The organism is Affinundibacterium amnicola, assembly GCF_014284275.1.
Lineage (GTDB): Bacteria > Pseudomonadota > Gammaproteobacteria > Burkholderiales > Burkholderiaceae_D > Undibacterium > Undibacterium amnicola.
The window spans coordinates 81,728-99,862 of record NZ_JACOFU010000003.1 but is presented as its reverse complement, the minus strand read 5'-3'; the positions used below and the strand labels follow the sequence as shown (position 1 = coordinate 99,862).

At 46.6% G+C, this 18,135-nt stretch carries 10 protein-coding genes; 2 read left to right on the top strand and 8 right to left on the bottom strand.

What is annotated here, in order from left to right; all coding sequences use genetic code 11:
• Positions 1 to 50: 50 nt before the first annotated feature.
• From H8K33_RS08420 to H8K33_RS08390, 8 genes are all read right to left on the bottom strand, one after another.
• A complete protein-coding gene (locus H8K33_RS08420) occupies positions 51 to 4,070 on the bottom strand; it encodes a response regulator (RefSeq protein WP_186890583.1) in 4,020 nt (1,339 codons plus the stop codon).
• A gap of 73 nt (positions 4,071 to 4,143) precedes the next feature.
• Positions 4,144 to 5,058, bottom strand: coding sequence for a GGDEF domain-containing response regulator (locus H8K33_RS08415; RefSeq protein ID WP_186890582.1), 915 nt, complete (start codon positions 5,056 to 5,058; stop codon positions 4,144 to 4,146).
• A 276-nt stretch (positions 5,059 to 5,334) separates the two neighbouring features.
• The gene (locus H8K33_RS08410) at positions 5,335 to 7,230 is read right to left on the bottom strand and encodes a glycoside hydrolase family 28 protein (protein WP_186890581.1); all 1,896 of its coding nucleotides are present in this window, start codon (positions 7,228 to 7,230) and stop codon (positions 5,335 to 5,337) included.
• Positions 7,230 to 10,022: a pectinesterase family protein gene (locus H8K33_RS08405; protein ID WP_186890976.1), complete on the bottom strand. Its 2,793-nt coding sequence runs from the start codon at positions 10,020 to 10,022 to the stop codon at positions 7,230 to 7,232. Before H8K33_RS08405 ends, H8K33_RS08410 begins: the two co-directional genes overlap by 1 nt.
• A gap of 23 nt (positions 10,023 to 10,045) precedes the next feature.
• A complete protein-coding gene (locus tag H8K33_RS08400) occupies positions 10,046 to 10,882 on the bottom strand; it encodes a rhamnogalacturonan acetylesterase (protein WP_246443446.1) in 837 nt (278 codons plus the stop codon).
• Between the two features lie 163 nt (positions 10,883 to 11,045).
• Positions 11,046 to 13,754, bottom strand: a complete 2,709-nt coding sequence (locus H8K33_RS08395; protein WP_186890580.1) for a TonB-dependent receptor plug domain-containing protein — start codon at positions 13,752 to 13,754, stop codon at positions 11,046 to 11,048.
• Positions 13,755 to 13,774: 20 nt separating this feature from the next.
• Complete coding sequence (locus tag H8K33_RS20080; protein ID WP_281387309.1) at positions 13,775 to 13,909, bottom strand: hypothetical protein; 135 nt, start codon at positions 13,907 to 13,909, stop codon at positions 13,775 to 13,777.
• 62 nt (positions 13,910 to 13,971) lie between these two features.
• Entirely contained in the window at positions 13,972 to 14,667 is a 696-nt protein-coding gene (locus H8K33_RS08390; protein ID WP_186890579.1) for a FadR/GntR family transcriptional regulator, read from the bottom strand.
• A 504-nt stretch (positions 14,668 to 15,171) separates the two neighbouring features.
• Between H8K33_RS08390 and garD the strand changes: the two genes are divergently transcribed.
• Both garD and H8K33_RS08380 read left to right on the top strand, forming a co-directional pair.
• Positions 15,172 to 16,734 carry a galactarate dehydratase gene (gene garD, locus H8K33_RS08385; protein ID WP_186890578.1) on the top strand — a complete coding sequence of 521 codons (1,563 nt, stop codon included), beginning with the start codon at positions 15,172 to 15,174 and terminating at the stop codon, positions 16,732 to 16,734.
• Positions 16,735 to 16,958: 224 nt separating this feature from the next.
• A complete protein-coding gene (locus H8K33_RS08380; RefSeq protein WP_186890577.1) occupies positions 16,959 to 17,774 on the top strand; it encodes an NAD-dependent epimerase/dehydratase family protein in 816 nt (271 codons plus the stop codon).
• The last annotated feature ends 361 nt before the right edge of the window (positions 17,775 to 18,135 follow it).

The window sequence follows — 18,135 nt, the reverse complement described above, 5'->3', positions numbered from 1 at the left end:
GAAGAAACCGAACCAATGTTCGAGATTTCTGCTCAACCGATAGCCGCAAGTCAGGCGACAACTATTTCTTTCAAAATGGCCTCGGCCGTTGCAAAGTCTAAATGCTTGATCGCCTGTTCAAGTTTTTCAAAAGACCTTAATGGCATTGCAGACTTCAAGCTCTCATACATTTCTGAAAACAAATCACAAGCGGCCATATTATTTTGCAATAAATTGGCTCTAAGATTTTCTACTTGCGCAGCTGTCAGGTTCGCTGAAACTACATTCGCAACTTGCACTTGATCCGGCGCCTGTTGCTGCCCCAACCAAGCCTGCGTTGCAGCTATTGTTTTATCTAATTCAAGTAAAGCATCGTGCAATAGTTCTGGCATCTCGTCTAGGACATGACGACGAATACCTGATTCAATCTCGCTAGCCAAAGCAGCAAATGATTTCGCGCCAAGCGTACCAAGTGATCCACGCATGGTATGTAAAATCCGAGCCGCGTCATCATGACGATTTTCATTCAAGGCTAACTGCAAATTCGCGACATGTTGAGGCGCTTGATCAACAAGTGCACGCATAGAATCAAGAATTTTCTGCGCACTTGCCGGTGCTGCATTCAAGAGTTTTTCAAATGGTATAGGATTAAAGAAATCAAGTGCAGAAGCTGGTATGGCATTTATCTGTTGATTGAATTTTTGTTCGGTTTTTTGGTGGTTTTTTTGATGATGATTTTGGTCATGCTCTTGATTAGATTTTTGACTAGGCGCTGCTACAGTTTCGTTCAAACGATCAGGCAAATACTTGGCGATAACATGAAACAACTGATCCACATCAATTGGCTTAGCAACGAAATCATTCATGCCGACCTGCGTACAGCGATCGCGTTCTGCAAACATCACACCAGCACTCATCGCAATCACCGGAATCGATAAACCCAGCTCCTGCCGTATCATTCTGGTCGCGCTAATGCCGTCTAAAACGGGCATTTGCACATCCATTAATACCGCGTGATATTGATCAGCGTGTGAACGTAAATGATCTACCGCCAGCAATCCATTTTCTACTGCATGAACAATCGCTCCGCCCTGCTCTAAGAAGCCTCTCGCAACCACTTGATTGAATGGATTGTCTTCCACCAATAGTAATTGAGCACCTTGGATTTGATGCTCAGACCATTGTGTTCGGGTGCTAGTAAGTTGTTGATTAATGGTGCCAGTGCGTAATCCAATCGCTTCATGCACCGTATCAAACACGCTAGATCCTGTCATCGGCTTCATCAAAACGGCGTCGGCGTATTTCGATGCCAGATCATGTAACAAGCTGCCCCGGCTAAATGGATTGGCCATGATGATGCATGAGGTTCGCTGCTTCGGTAATATTTCACGCAACTGTCTAATTGTGGCGAAACCATCTAACTCAGGCATCTGCCAATCCAGCAAAATCGCATCGAAGAATTGTTGACTGGCCATTTTTTCGCGGACAATCTCTAGCGCTTGTTGTCCACTACTCGCTGACTCAACTGTCCAATTCCATGATCGGATTGTTTGGCAGATAAAGTGCTTGCTAGTGGAATTATCATCAACCACCAATAAGCGTAATCGCTGCTCGGACTGATGATGACTTTGCGTTTGCCGCTTGGCTGAGGTCATCATAGGCACCACCACCGTGAACGCACTGCCATTTCCAAGTTCGCTATGGACAGTAATCTGCCCACCCATTAAATTTAAGATACTCTTTGAAATTGATAACCCTAAACCCGTACCGCCAAACTGGCGCGTAATCGATGCATCTGCTTGTGAGAATGGTGAAAATAAACGTTCCAATTGCTGACTATCCATACCTATGCCAGTATCTCGCACGCAGAATCTCAGTCTGACCTGATCAAGGGTTTCAGCATCAACACCATGCTCAGTATCGACAAATACCGAGACCTCACCTTGATGCGTAAACTTGATGGCATTCCCAATCAAGTTGGTCAATATTTGCTGTAATCGCAGTTGATCACCCATCAAATTTTTAGGCACACTGGCATCCACACCTATCGCCACTTCGATCTCTTTTTCGGCAACAGAAACCGACATCATGCCCGCTAGCGTACCGAGTAAATCATCCAGCAAAAATTCGGTATTTGATAATTCCAAGCGATTTGCTTCTATCTTAGAAAAATCAAGAATATCATTTAAGATACCGAGCAAAGATTGTCCAGAGATCGAAATCATCTCCACGTATTTGCGCTGTTCTGCATTCAAATTCGTTGATGCCAGCAACTTAGACATACCCAGAACGGCATTCATCGGTGTACGAATTTCATGGCTCATATTGGCAACGAAGTTACTCTTGGCCTGACTGACTTTTTCCGCATTGTCTTTGGCGTCGATCAATAATTTCTGCAGCTGCTTTTCATCAGAAATATCATTCGCGATACCGAGATAACCGATAATGTTTTCACTAGCATCCACAACTGGCGTAACCACCAGACGCACAGGAATTTTTCTGCCAGATTTGTGAACATAAGTCCATTCGCGCGTTTCTGTTACACCGAGCTTTGCCTTAACAACGAATACCTCAAAACCAGTGATATCACGATTAAATTCAGCACTCAATTCTTTGGCTCTTAACTCAATTTCTTCCGAAACATGCAGTAAAGCTGTTGATGTTGTATTCAAAAATTCGGCACCAGTATATCCCAACATTTTCTCCGCGCCCTTACTGAAAAGGCGGATCACTCCCTCTAAATCTGTAGCGATAATAGAGAATTCAGTTGCCGAATCGATCACAGATTGCAAGCGCTCCTGCGCCGCCGATTCAGCACGTCGCGCTTTCTTGATTTCAGTAATGTCGGTGACGAAGGCATATACGCCATCGATGTCGCCGTGTCGATAACTGGTGACATACGAAGTCAAGGTTTCTCTTTGCTGCCCTTGCGTATCAATCAAGGTACGCTCAAACATCTGGTTCTCGCCACGTAGCGCTTTCTCCATAAAAGGTAAGTTTTGCGCGTATAAGCTATCACCAACAATCTCCCGCACATGCCGACCTAGAATGTCTTCCGATTTCCAGCCGAAATAATCCAAGTACATGCGATTAGCAAAACGATTTTTTAAATCCAGATCCCAAAAACCAATCAACGCTGGCATGTTATCAATGATCATCTGTATATCGTTATGCTTACGTTGCAAGGCAAGTTCAATTTCGCGTTTTTGCCGGTCCTGGCTACGAAAAAAATTCATACTTGCGGATAGTACCAACACGGGTACAAACGTGACTAAGATGGGCAGGTAATTCAGGAAAATCAGTCCATTCTCAGAAGACATCACCTGCTTCAAAAAACCCATATGAATAATCACGCCAATCACCAGCGACTCTAAAAAAATTAAAAAAGCGACGGTCTTGGTATCGGTTTCGACTGCAGCCAGAATCAAGGGAATGACCAGATAGATAAAGGGAAATGGCAGATAGCACAAAGCAAAATAAGTGCTCAAACAAACAATCACCACATACAAAAGCAGACGTCTTCTGGTAGTCGCTCTCAAACCGATCAGATTGCGATCGCGGCGAAAAACTAATAACAGAGGTAACAAAGAAAGCATGCCAACAGAAGAGCTGACAAACCACATCAGCAAAATCGGTAGAAAAGGAGAAAATTCAAGAAAACTGATCAGACTTGCACCAGCCAAAGCCCCTGCTGCACTTGGAAACAAACAAATCAGCAAAATAAATCGCAACATTTTTTGGGGAGATTGATCAAAGTCATGTGCCACTTGAAAATGCCGTGCTAACCATGTTGCAAGCACCATCTCGACGACATTGGGGATGACAAAAGTCGCAGACAACCACCAAGAACTACCAGCTACCCAGTTCGCCAAAAAATTGGATGCCGCCAGAACAGCGAGTAAACGCCAGCGAAATTGTTCCCCATAGAAAAGTAAGAAGGCAATCCCGATCGCGTTCGGATACCAGAAGTGGGCGACATCGCCCGCTCCCCGTGAAAAATAGATCGAGATTATCGCCAGAACAAAATACCCTATCCCCATTAAAAGAACAGGGAATGCATCAAATTGTTTTTGAAACCTTAAATTCGCCATCGTGTCCTTCCAAAATCATACGCGGTTCAAGTTGGCGCTGGCCTATCACTCAGCTGCAAGGCGTAATCAGAGTTCAGCGAAGTAAGTGGTATTGATTTCGACCATTTTGCTTCGCCAGATACAATGCTTGATCTGCTTGCTTAATTAAATCTTCTGGTAAAGATTGGCTATTTGGGATGACCAGTGCAAGGCCAACACTGATCGACAGCCAAGCGGAAGTGTCTGATGTGGCATGTGGTAATTCTAGGGCTTGTACTTTGTCACAGATCATTTGCCCGTATTGGCTCAAAATTTCTGCATCGACTTGCGGTAACAAAACGACGAATTCCTCGCCGCCATAGCGGGCGACGACTTCACCAGGCCGTTTGGTTGCATGCTCTAAGGCTTTGGCAACGGCGCAGATCGCACCATCGCCAGCAATATGCCCGTAGGTATCGTTGTATTTTTTAAAATGATCAATATCGACCATCGCCAAACCCAAAGGCAGTTGATGACGCTGCAAACGCCGATATTCTGCTTCGATCGCCATGTTGAAATAGCGGCGGTTATACAGACCAGATAAGGAATCATGTTGTGCTAAAGACTCTAATGCCGCGGTATTTTGTTGCAGGCGTAAATGCGTGCGAACCCGCGCTTGCACCACCAAGGGATTAAGGGGTTTACAAATAAAGTCAACCGCGCCTGCGTCGAGACAGGCGATCTCACTTTCCATGCCAACCTTGGCGGTAACGAAAATAATTGCACTGGCACTAGTCGCCTCGTCACTTTTCAAGCGCCGGCAAACTTCATAGCCATCCATTGGTGCCATTTCAACATCCAAAAGAATTAAATCCGGCTTTTGCTCTTGCGCGATGTGAAGACCCATTTCGCCGTTGGTAGCAAATAAAATGCGCCCAAAATCCTTCAACATTTGACTCATCAGGCGAATCAAGTTGATATCATCATCGATGATCAAGATCGAACTATCTTTTGGCGAATAGGCGGACATGCAGTTAAATCAGTCAATTAAAACATCATGTGAACAAGAAATTAAATTTCTAGAATTCAACAATAACCGCTAGACGCGTTTTAATCCATTTTTTTTAGGGCAAAGTCGCTAAAAAACCAATAAATCGGCCAGTTTTACGAAAAACTGGCCGTCCTTTACGGTCTATTAGTACGCTAGCAGCATTTTAGCCGTCCTTTATTCGCCCTCTTATATGCTCCTTATTTGCTCCTTATTTGCTCCTTATTTGCCTTTCTTTCGCAAATAATCTGCCACCCATCAAGCATCCAATATTTGATCCATGCTTTTTCCGCCTATCTTCACATTTTTCAAATGCATGCCGCTGACATTGTATAAAAACAAAGGCTGAGCATGATGGACTGGTGATCCAAAGTCACAGTTTTCGATATACACATGGCGAACTGGCAGAACGGTTGGCATCGGTAGCGCACCATTATAGTCAGACGCGACTGGGCCTAAAATCACAATCGCCTGATAACAAGAATATGTACCGGATTGACTGACCACGTTGCCGACCTTCACATCGGAAATGTGTATATGGCTTACCTCTGGTGGACGCGTTCTGACGTTATCCGCCACTGGTGCATAATCACAATCGAACACCACCACAGCACCCGCTGCGCTGGCAACCGTTTTTGCGGCGAAAGGTGAGTTAGGTAAAAAAGCGTAATACGATGGACTCAGTTGTACACCGTTTGGAATCGAGACATTACGCACATAGAAATGTTTGAGAAAACCACCGCGATTCATATTGGTCTTTAGACGAATCGCAATGTTTAATGGATTAGTCGCCCAATTCTTATTTTCGAACAAAAGATTTTGTGCATAAATATGTTGAATGCCACCGGCCATTTCACTACCCAAAGTAATCGCGCCATGGCCACTTTGCATAGTGCAATTCTGAATCACCATATGCTGCGAAGGACCGTACTGCGTGTCGCGATTTTTACCAGCTTTAATCGCAATACAATCATCTCCAGAATCAAACGTACAGGATTCGACCAAGACGTTTTCACAAGCTTCAGGATCGAAACCATCACTATTGGGACCATGGCTATTCACGAGTACCTTGGCGATTTTCAAATCACGGCAATTGACCGGATGATGCACCCAGAAAGGAGCGTCTTTCGCCTGATAGCCTTGGAGTAAAACTTTGTCGCAGCCTATCAATTGAATCAATGGTGGACGAAGGAAATGTCCCTTGCCAAATACGCGTTGAGCTAAGGGTATGTTTGCCTCAGACAATGCTGGCAAATAGGCCGCATCAGCACGCCAACGATCGCCTTCTCCTTGTATCAATTGCGCTTGCGCGGCATCCATCTTTGTTATCTCATGCAAGGATTTTGCATTGGTCGGATTGACGGTATTTTCCGACATTTTTCCAGCCACGAAATTGGGCGTTTTCCCTTGCCCAATCGAATTGATCGTGCGCTGTTTGCCTTTCCATGTCCACCAACAATCACCGTCTGCATTAAATGGCACACCACCTTGTCCATCAAGAATACTAGTCCAGTCTTCGCCGGTTAAAGCAATATTTGTCTGACCGAACGCATACACCATAGGCGAGTAATTCAAGCAGTCATTGCTCTGCCAACGAGAAATCACGAGGCGGCCTCGCTCACCGCAATCAATGCTTCCGTACTTCGCATAGTCATCCGGTTGATGGCTGAAATAAATATGCGCACCAGCTTGCAGATGCACGTGCACATTCGAAAGCAGCACAATTGGGCCTGCACAGTACCAATTCCCTCGTGGAATAAGTACACGACCGCCACCAGCCTGATGACAAGCCTGAATCGCGGCCGTGATGGCAGGATACATATCCAATGCTTGTTTGGTCGGGGTCGCCAAATTTGCCTGCGACTCGAACGAAACCCAAGCTTTCACCTGTTGCAATTCACATGGTTTTGCACCGTAACTTGTGATCAAAAAATCTTGATCTCGGAATACCAAAGGCTGGGAAAATCTATCCACAATCTTTTGTGCTGCACCCCAAGGATCTGGCATCAAGCTATCTTTGTTGGCATCAGGCTTTTCAGGCACAGCGTCTGCCATACCCGCGCTAAGCAATGACACGCTCGCCAGAGAAGTATCGCGTAGAAAGCGACGACGAGTGGATTCATTCACCGTATCTTTGATTGTTTTTATACGCATTACTTGACTCCTGTTGGCATCGTTTTTTGACTGTCTGCAGATGGCTGTAAAGGTACATGCGTGTTATTAAATTCGGACAAAAAGATACCCGATGTTGCGGGTGCCAAATTATCCAAACTGTCATACCCAAGATGTTGGATTGGCTGCAATCCCACTTGTGTCAAATTGCGCAAGTAATCCGCCACTGAGAATTGCACAGGTCGAAAAGCCAGACTACCTTTTTTATTCCAATCAGCCCAAGGATGCTGGAGATGAATATGTTGACCGATTTTCGAATTGAGAATAACCGTCTTACCAACGGTTTCTAAAACCTTTTTCGAGATGGTGCCTACCGGAGCCTGATAGCCATCAACATCGCTCAACGTGCAGCGATAGGATGCGACGTTAATTGTCGCGTATGGCGTACATTTTTGGGTGTGGAACCACTGACGTCCCAAATAAAACTTACCGGCAAGCGCGTTCGCACTGCCATCATGGGTAAAGTTCACTTCATTAAAGACGAAACCATATGGTGTCCGCACATTGGTATTCGGTGCTGTCACGTAAGAGGTCGAGCGATCACCTAAAGATTTAATCTCAGAGCGATAGAAATACGCCGTCGTGTCGCCGAAGATAAAATCCACGTTTCCCTCCACATAAGAACGGTGAAAGAAACTTCGCGCAGTATGGGCAATCGCACTTGATTTCAAGAACAAAGTATCTTGAAATCCCAGCACGCGCACATTCTCAAATTGCACCTTATCTGCGCCTTCGACCATCAAGGCAACCGCCTGATGTTGCACTACCACGACGGGTGCGGTTCCGGCGGTTGCTCCGCAGACGGTATTAGGACATTCTGCCTTCGTATCGACCTGATCTTTGTTGTAAGTGTTCTGGAAAGTGATATTTTTTGCTTGGAAGCCATGTCCACGTATCCATGCAATCGCCGAACCGCTAGTGCCGATCACGGGTCGATCTTTCAGCGACGCATACATCTCTTGAATGCTGCTGTCCACTTGTGCAAATTGGGCGCCATAACGATGAATATAGGCGGCGCCCAAAAGTGCTGCATGGGCGCTGGCGGCGATCTTGGTTTTCGTCGCATCGCTCTCATTTGAATACACAGTGATCGGCAATGCCGTTGCTGGTACGTACAGCAATTCTTGATACGTTCCTGGCTTAAGCAAAATAAAAAGTCGTTGCTTGCTCGATTGCTCAGCCACTAGTCGACGACCATCCAACAACGCTTGGTTGATCGCGGCCTGTACGGTATTAAAACGGGTTTTACCATCGGCGACGGCATTTGCATCCACCACATAATCGATGGGCAAATTGGCGGCCTTCACCAAATTGTCTTCAAGAGGATTCCACGGATCGGTCACTGGTTTGTCGGCTGGACCTGTGGTGCGTAAGACATTTTCTAGCGTGTAGGCTTGTGCCTGCTGGCTGGTTAATTGAGGTCGGAAGTTAATTGGTGTGTGCGCTGGAAATTCAGTAAAACGATGTTCACAGCTTGCAGCAATCGCCGTGTTCCAAACGATATTGTCCGCCTTGTCGGCGACGGTGATTTTTTTCTGATCAATATTCAGATTTGCAAACTGAATCAACTGCGGTGAATTAGCAGCGATGCTGCTTTGCCTAAATTCAAGCGACATCGGGTGCGCTGCATCGTAGGCGCGTAATACGATACGTCCGGGGCTAAGGCTATGAACGCGGTCAAACACAATGTCGCGATACAGTGGAATCTTGTCACCCAAGGCTTTTTGATCGTAACGCGTGTCTAAATCAATCGGACGCTTACTATTGCGTATGCAAACATCTTCATAACGCACTTGTTCGACCACACCGCCGCGCGACACATCACTCTTAATTCGCAGTCCTGAGGTGGTGCCATCTAAACTCAGATTTCTCACAAGAATACGTCGCACACCGCTATTGGTTTCACTCCCAATCGACATCCCATGGCCACTATAAAAATGGTTGTTGATGATAGAGACATTCTCAGTTGCGCCACTATTGCCGCCTTTGATCGCGATATTGTCGTCACCGGTACGAATATAACTATGCGCTATGGTGATATTGCGGGAAGAGATGGGATCAATGCCATCGGTATTGCGCGCATCAGATGGCGTATCAATCTTGACGCCCCAAGCCGTAAAACCATCAGACTGACTCACGGTGACATGAAAATTCGGCGAGTTACGCAAACGTATGCGATAAAAAGTAATGTCCTGCGATTTCTTAATTTCGATTAAACGTGGAATATTGTGCTCGTTCTTCTCACGCTGTGCACGGCGCGCCATTTGCCACCAGCTTTCCGTCTTGCCTTGCACCAGTTGCCCACCTTGTCCGTCGATCACACCATCACCATAAATGCCACTACCCTTGGCCTTCTCGATGGTGATAAATGGCATGCATGTACGCCCTTTCTCTGCATTAACACCGCAAGTTTTCTCGCCTTTGTCATACAAGTTCGCATCCGTACTTGCATACAAAGTGGCATCACGATCAATGATGAGACCAACCCCACTTGGGATTTGTAGCGGCCCAGAATGGAAACTATCTTTCTCATTATTCGCTGCAAGTTGTACCGCCTGCCCTGCTGGGCAGGCATTCAAAGCAGCCTGAATTTTTGTCGTATCTAATTGACGTAATCCCTCGGCATACACTTGCGTTGCGGTGAGCACGGTACATACCGCTGGCATACTTGGCTCACTGACCTTTCGCGTATCTTGTGCCTGCGCTGCTGGTACATGCAAGGTACCCACCAAAGCTAAGAGTACTAGGTGATGCTGCTTCTCGATTCGAGTCATTTGCTTGATCTGCTTCATATTGATTATTCTCCAGCTAGTTTGAAGAACACGCTGATGGCCGCAAGATGTTGACGCAATTGACGTTCGACCATATTGGCAAAGTAGGCTGCGCCTTTGACACCGACATGCGTACGATCAAAAGCCGATTTCGCTGCACCTTGTGGTTCTAGTTTATTTGGATCCGACGAGGCAGTCGCCTCAACTTTTGGCGGCGGTGGTGCAACCGCCAAGGTATCAGCCTCAGCTTCCCCCATCGCTTGCACGGCAGCGTGACTTTCTGCATTCAGTGGTAACAGTACAGCCTGCGTTTGCTGCGCTACTTTTTCAATGGCGTCTGCCCAAGGTTTTAAATTGTTTTCTAGTACGCCTTCACGAAAACTACGACGTGTCAGTGGAGTGACCAAAACAGGCACACCACCCCATTGTTTTACCTCGTTCACATAGCGTGCCATATTCATCGGAAACTCTGTCACCAAATCAGTTGAACGCCCGGGCTTGCCCGGTTGATCATTATGGCCAAATTGAATCAAGACATAGCTTGTGATGCCGCTACTAGCCGATTGCGTCAATAATTCTTGCACACGATTCCATAAACCTTCCGCTCGAAAACTACCCGAGCTACGGCCACCGCGCGCCAAATTCACACAATCGACTTCTGGTTTAAAACGCGCGCATAGGGCATCGCCATAACCACTTTTTGTCGCCATAGTCGAGTCGCCTACGAGTATCACCCGTAATTGAGGATTTGCTGCCGTGGTTTGCATTTGAGCGTTGACGACACTGCTCGCAAGCAGCGCGATACTAAAGCTACCAACACGAAGAAAAGTACGAAGACGACTTGTAAAAGAGAGATGTTTCATATTGAATCCATTGTTGCAATCAGGTCTTCGATTGATGTTTCACGAAAACCCGACGCTATTGTATTGATGGGCAATCAAAAAAGCCCGGTATCAGTTCGATCAGTGTGATCAACTTGAATACCGGGCTTGTCTCATGTCCGAACCTGAAATGTACTATCCAAGCTTAAAAAGTATAAGTCACACGCGTATTAAAGGCGCGACCGATAGGGCTAGCAGCACTACTTAAATAACCGTTGTAACCACTGTGATTGGTAACAGGCGGATTCACATCGAACAAATTATTCACACCGAATACGATACTCAGGTTTTTAAAGCCTTTATAACTCATCGTAAAGTTGTACACCGTGTACTGCTCAATATCACGATGGTACTGCGCCGCAACCAAGTTTTGATCGTAGTATCCAGTGTTGTAGTTTTGAGTCAGCTGAGAAGTCCAGTTGCCCTTAGACCAGGACAAAGCCAAATTGTGTTTCCAACGGAAAGTGATGATCGGCAAACTACTAGTCGTACCATTGCTCGCCAAACCGAAACGGCCGATATTAGAAACAAACTCTCCACCCTTCTCTAACTGATTATCAAATTGCGTCAAATACGTGCCGTTCAATTGCACCTTGAAAGTCCCCAAATCGGATTTTGGGAAAGTGTAATTCGTCGCAACGTCAATACCTGCGGCTTTTTGTCCGCCCAAATTCATCGTGGTGTTTTTGATGTACAACAATTTACCTGTCGCATCACGCACGAAGAAATCAGCGTACTTCGTTGGATTTAAGAAGTAAGCTTGTTCAGGTAAATTCGCCAGCATGTCGTCCATATTTACACGCCAGTAATCGAAAGACATGGTCAGATTTTTCATTGGCTCTAACACCACACCTAAAGTACCACCAACGGAAGTTTCTGGAACTAACTCTGCATTACTACCCGTTTGTTTTGGTAACTTGACGTTACACACTGTCGCTGCCACCAAACCTGGCAAAGGCTTACCTGTATTCGCGATTGCTGGTGTCGCACTTGGACACTGCAAAGGATCATCCCAGTTCGATGAAGTGGTCGTAGTGGCACCCGGAAGACGATAGCCATAGCGATCAAACAAAGTCGGCGCACGGAAACCTGTGTTTGCCGAGCCGCGGAACATGATGCTGGAATTTGGTTGATAACGGAAACTCGCTTTAGGATTGAGTGTATTTCCAAAATCACTGAAGTGATCATCACGCAAAGCGAGATTGACGTTCAAGGTTTTTGTCACTGGAATTTCCAACTCCGCAAACAATGCTGCCACATTGCGCGAACCCTGACCACGTGATGGCGTCGAAGCAGCATAAGTCGCCGCCAAACCAACATCCGTCTTCACGTCTTCCGTCGTATCACGATGAAAATCCGCCCCCAATGCCAAACCAACAGAACCTGCTGACAAGGTCATAATCGGCTTACTCACCGTCAATTCCACACCAGTAAATGTACTTTGCGAAACACGTAATTTCTGACCGTTGAGCGAAATACTATCGAGGTAAGCTTTACCAGTGGCGTCTTGAACGCCGAAAGGATTGAGCACACCGCTCGCAATTCCAGACAATAATTTCGGACCATCCAAAGAACCAGAATCAAGATAACCAACGCGATCACTGATACCGATTACCAGACCTGCTTTGTAGTCCCAACCACCGATCACACCTTCATCGGAAAAATTTAAGCGCTGATTGATTTGCTCATCTTTCGTGATATACATGCCTGCATCAGCCACGCTCCAAGTCACCAGCAAAGGCGCGCCATTGGTACCAGCGACTGCTGGAACTCCACCGCTTCCACCCGGATACCATTTGCTTGTCGCTGGCAATAACGCAGTCACGCCATTCGCCGCCAGACTCGTGGTTGGAATTTTAGTGCCAAAAATCTGACCTTGACCGCGTGAGTAATCGATAGAAAAGATATGATCATCACTGATTTTTTTTGTCGCTTTGGCGAAAAACGTTAATTGTTCACGACCATAAATCGCCGTGTTGTAATTACGATTATCAATGACACAGGTATTCTTGCCACCTTGAATTGAGTATGGTGCTAAGCACCCGCTTGCGTAGTACGGATTGGCAGCAGCAAATGATTTATTACTAGGAATAGTGAAGTTTGCTGGGCTGGCAAAACCACCACTTGCCAATGAAGGCGCGCGCCCAATACTGCTTAATAATTCATTCGATGTGAGCTCAGCACGATCAGAGGCCGCCAAACGACTGCGACGTAATCCATCCATCGTTGCATAAATATTCCAACCATCTTTTTGCAAATCGCCAGCACCTACCGTAAAACTCAAACGCTTCTCATCGCCACCGCCATCACGTTGCGGGTCAAGAATTTGACCAGTGATGGTAGCGCCTTGGAAATCACGCTTAGTGATGAAGTTAACCACGCCACCAATCGCATCGGAGCCATAAATCGACGATGCACCGTCATTCAAAATCTCAACGCGTGCAATCGCACTCATGGGAATCACATCCAGATTGGCATAACCATCGGCAATCGCTTCGTTTGCGAGACGACGACCATTCAACAGCACTAGGGTGCGATTCACGCCCAAGCCACGTAAATTGATGTTGGTACCAGAGCCTGCATTGGACGGCGCTAAGGAATTTGATTGCGGCAATGCCATCATCAAATCTGCCAAGGTAGTCATGCCGCGCTTTTCAAATTCTTCACCAGATACGCTGGTGATCGGTAAAGATGCTTCACTTGCCAGGCGCTTGATGGAAGAGCCGGTTACCTCAACGCGCATGGGTTCTTGCGCGGAAGCTTGTTGCATCAGACCCATGACGGCAATGGTAATTGCGGACAAGGCCAATTGTTTTACTGGTGATTTCTTTGGATTTTTCATACTAACTTGCATCACTGTCTCCTACTATTTTTTTAAATTGAAGCCCATCCATCGCCGAGTATTTTCTCTTTGTATGGTGAGACCTTAGTCGGAGTACCTCGCGTACCCGTTGCCGTCGCGACGAAGGGCAGGCTTGCTGCACCGAGGTCTGACCGGTCAATTTTCACTACAAATTCTTTACCTGATTAGCGCAACTACTCGTTAACCATGTTTAGCTACACTGAAGCACTTAGCCACGCGAGAACGTTCTGGTCACGCGTTCAAGGTGTGCACGCATCGCACGTCTTGCCTCGGCAGGATCATGCGCAACGATTGCCTGCAAAATTTGGCGATGATCACCCAAAGTTTGCTGACGCAATTCTTCAGTCTGAAAATGTTCCTTCAAGCGATGCCACAAACTACCGCGTTGATTCCACAAATACTCCATGGTACCGACCAAAGCACTGTTGCCAGTAGCACGCGCAATCGACAAATGAAACTCACGATCTGCTTGTTCATTGCTCGCTGGATTATGGTGATGCTTTTCCATTTCCAATACCGCTTTCCAAATCGTATCAATCGCACCGTCAGTGGCAACGCGTGCCGCGATTGCCGCCACTTCTGCTTCAATCAAACGACGTGCTGATAAAACTTCAAATGGACCTGGGCCAACTTCAGGGATGACCTCATCCAATGTATCGTCACACAAATACACACCAGATCCACCACGCACTTCGAGCACACCACCCAACTCCAGCGCCAGCACAGCTTCGCGTAAAGAAGCACGACTCACTTGCAAGCGCGCCGCCAACTCGCGCTCGGATGGCAAACGATCACCAGCAAGCAAACCTGTTTCAACAATCAAAGCCTGAATGCGATTAGCTACCACCCGGTAAAGTCGCGGTTCATGCTCTGCTGTTGCTGCTGAATAGGCTTTTTTACTCATGCTCGACTAGGTGCGCGCTCTCTCAAATTCTTCTGTATGCAGAAATAGATCGACTGTCGAACTACAGACTGACAAGCAACAAAAGCAAGTTCAGGCTGTCTCTATTTTGCCGCATTTGGTAAGACCATTCTAATGTGGTTAGACCAATTTTGCAATGCGGACTAGCCAAATATTTTTTTTGGTGGCATACTCGCCACATCAAGAAAGCTCCGAAGAGAGTCGAAATTGATATCGCATTAGATTTCGTAATAAGCGTATCTTTTTCCTTAAGCCATCAAGATCACCAAAGAATTACCAAGAAAAACAACGCGAATGAAGCGGCAAAGTGCATCCAATCTGCATCCCTAATGTGTCGTAATAAAGTGTCTTTTGTGAGGTTTGAAAGTAACAATAGATCAAAGCTACTGGTCAGACCAGTGACTAAAAGATAGATAGCATTCATTAGATGATGTGTGATTAAGGCAAAAAAGAACCACGAATAAAAAGACTGGAAGAGAGGAAAAGATGGCTGCAGATACACAGACACCCTTATTCATACGTATGCATGAAAAGGATAACGTCGCCATCGTCGTCAATGACGGCGGCCTGCCAGCAGGTACGCAATTTAATAATGGCTTAATGCTACGAGAAGCAATACCGCAAGGGCATAAGGTCGCACTCATTGAGATCGCGAAAGATCAAGCGATCACACGCTATAACGTGACGATTGGTTATGCACAAGCTGACATCGCCGCAGGCAGTTGGATACAAGAAGCGCTAGTGCAATTGCCGCCAGCGCGCGAACTACAGAATCTCCCGATTGCTAATCGCAAAGCACCAGAGATGCCGGCTTTAGAAGGCTATACCTTCCAAGGTTTCCGCAATGCCGATGGCAGTGTTGGCACCCGTAACATTTTGGCGATCACCACCACCGTGCAATGTGTCGCTGGTGTGGTCGATTATGCGGTGAAGCGTATTAAAGAAGAGTTGTTGCCACGCTATCCCAACGTCGATGATGTCGTTGGACTTGAGCATAGCTATGGCTGCGGTGTGGCAATCGATGCTCCTGACGCGATGATACCAATTCGTACTGTACGCAACATTAGTCTCAATCCCAACTTTGGCGGCCAGACCATGGTGGTTAGTTTGGGGTGTGAAAAACTCCAACCGACGCGCCTGTTTCCAAAGTCAGTAATTCCAATTCAGGCGCAGACGCAAGAACAAGCAGAACCCGATGTCGTGTGTTTGCAAGATGCTGGCCATATCGGTTTTCAAAGCATGATCACCAGCATTATGCAAACCGCTGAAAAACATTTAGACAAACTGAATCAACGTCAACGCGAAACCTGCCCTGCTTCAGAATTAGTCGTCGGCGTGCAATGCGGTGGTAGTGATGCATTCTCAGGCGTCACTGCGAATCCTGCGGTTGGCTTTGCGACCGATTTATTAGTACGTGCTGGCGCTACCGTAATGTTTTCTGAAGTAACTGAAGTGCGTGATGGGATTGATCAATTGACCTCACGTGCTGCGACGCCAGAAATCGCCGAAGCGATGATCCGTGAAATGGATTGGTATGATCAGTATTTGAAACGCGGCGGAGTTGATCGCAGTGCGAACACCACACCAGGTAATAAAAAAGGTGGACTGTCGAATATCGTTGAAAAAGCCATGGGTTCTATCGTGAAATCAGGCAGCGCAGCGATCACTGGCGTGTTATCACCCGGCGAAAAATTGACACAAAAAGGCTTAATCTACGCCGCAACGCCTGCCAGCGATTTTATCTGTGGCACATTACAAACAGCGGCGGGGATGAACTTGCATATCTTCACCACGGGACGTGGCACGCCTTACGGTTTAGCCGCCGTACCCGTGATCAAAGTCGCAACGCGCAACGATTTAGCACGACGCTGGCATGATCTGATGGATATCAATGCAGGCCGTATCGCCAGCGGCGAAGCGACGATTGAAGAATTGGGCTGGGAACTTTTTCATTTCATGTTAGAAGTCGCCAGCGGTAAAAAGACCTGGGCTGAGTATTGGAAGTTGCATAATGCACTGGTGTTGTTTAATCCAGCGCCAATTACTTAAACTTGTGACCACCGTGATAAGTCCCCTCTCCCGCATGCGGGAGAGGGTTAGGGTGAGGGTGGTTCAGAATGAGACATCGATTAGAACTAGCTAAATCGATGATGGGATTTTGAAGTGGATACTTCTCATCTCTGTGCTCAGTTCTGAACGTCCCTCATTCCCACCCTTCTCTCGCTTACGGGAAAAGGGAGTTTATAACCACAAAAAACTAGTTGAGAACGACCATGACAGCAAATCAAAAACCATTTAAGCGTATCTTATTAACCGGTGCAGCAGGTGGTCTAGGCCGCATCTTGCGTGAGCGAATTAAACCTTGGGCAGAGATCGTGCGATTAAGCGATATTAGTGACATGGGTGCAGCACAAGCAGGTGAAGAAGTCGTGCAATGCGATCTGGCAGATAAAGCTGCAGTCCATGCGCTGATGGAGGGTGTCGATGTGGTCTTACACTTTGGCGGTATCTCTACCGAGAATAATTTTGAAGCCATCATGACGGCGAATATTCAAGGCACTTACAATATCTACGAAGCCGTACACAAAGCTGGCGTTAAACGTGTGGTGTTTGCTAGCTCAAATCACGCCGTGGGATATTACAAAACGACCGACTACATTGATGCGAATAGCCCACGCCGCCCCGACGGCATGTACGGCATTAGCAAATGTTTCGGCGAAGATTTATCACGCTATTATTACGATCGCTTCGGCATTGAAACCGTCTGCCTGCGAATCGGCTCCTCTTTCCCTGAACCAATCAACAAGCGCATGCTGGTGACTTATTTTAGCTACGATGATTTAGTCGAAATGCTGCGCTGCTGCTTGTTCACGCCGCGCGTAGGTCACACGATTGCGTTTGGCATGTCAGATAATCCGGCAAGCTGGTGGGATAATCGCTACGCCAGCCATCTCGGTTATCAAGCCAAAGATAGCTCAACTCAGTTTACCCATAAATTCCCTGATAGCGGTGACTATCCTGAGAAAGATGACATCACAACGATTTATCAAGGTGGTGGATTTTTACTGACGGGACCGCAGTATAAATAAGCAGCCGACCTGCGCTTATTTGGCCTAGAAGTTGGTCTGAAAACTGTATCTCTGCGATTTCAGAGCGTTCTTCAGACCAATTCAGTTCACAAGTCAACGCAACATCAAGCGTCGTCAATTCTCTGCCAACATTTCATCCCTGCATAAAAGTATCAAACTCCGCGCTTTCTGCCGACACTCCCGCCTCTTCAGTCAATGCTGAATTTTTCGACTCAGCATTTGTGGCGCGACAAGTACATCGATTTAGTTAATAGTGCTTTTCGTATTCATTCAGAATGACGTCTTAAATTTGGTGTAGACGTCATTTCACACGTCAAAATTTCATCTTTTTACACAAGACACCAGAGATGCGCCACGCAAT

Coding starts and splice junctions, on each gene's coding strand:
- H8K33_RS08400 (WP_246443446.1), bottom strand. CDS start 10,882: ATGAAACATCTCTCTTTTACAAGTCGTCTTCGTACTTTTCTTCGTGTT.
- H8K33_RS08410 (WP_186890581.1), bottom strand. CDS start 7,230: ATGCGTATAAAAACAATCAAAGATACGGTGAATGAATCCACTCGTCGT.
- H8K33_RS08420 (WP_186890583.1), bottom strand. CDS start 4,070: ATGGCGAATTTAAGGTTTCAAAAACAATTTGATGCATTCCCTGTTCTT.
- H8K33_RS08390 (WP_186890579.1), bottom strand. CDS start 14,667: ATGAGTAAAAAAGCCTATTCAGCAGCAACAGCAGAGCATGAACCGCGA.
- H8K33_RS08395 (WP_186890580.1), bottom strand. CDS start 13,754: ATGCAAGTTAGTATGAAAAATCCAAAGAAATCACCAGTAAAACAATTG.
- garD (WP_186890578.1), top strand. CDS start 15,172: ATGGCTGCAGATACACAGACACCCTTATTCATACGTATGCATGAAAAG.
- H8K33_RS08380 (WP_186890577.1), top strand. CDS start 16,959: ATGACAGCAAATCAAAAACCATTTAAGCGTATCTTATTAACCGGTGCA.
- H8K33_RS08405 (WP_186890976.1), bottom strand. CDS start 10,022: ATGACTCGAATCGAGAAGCAGCATCACCTAGTACTCTTAGCTTTGGTG.
- H8K33_RS08415 (WP_186890582.1), bottom strand. CDS start 5,058: ATGTCCGCCTATTCGCCAAAAGATAGTTCGATCTTGATCATCGATGAT.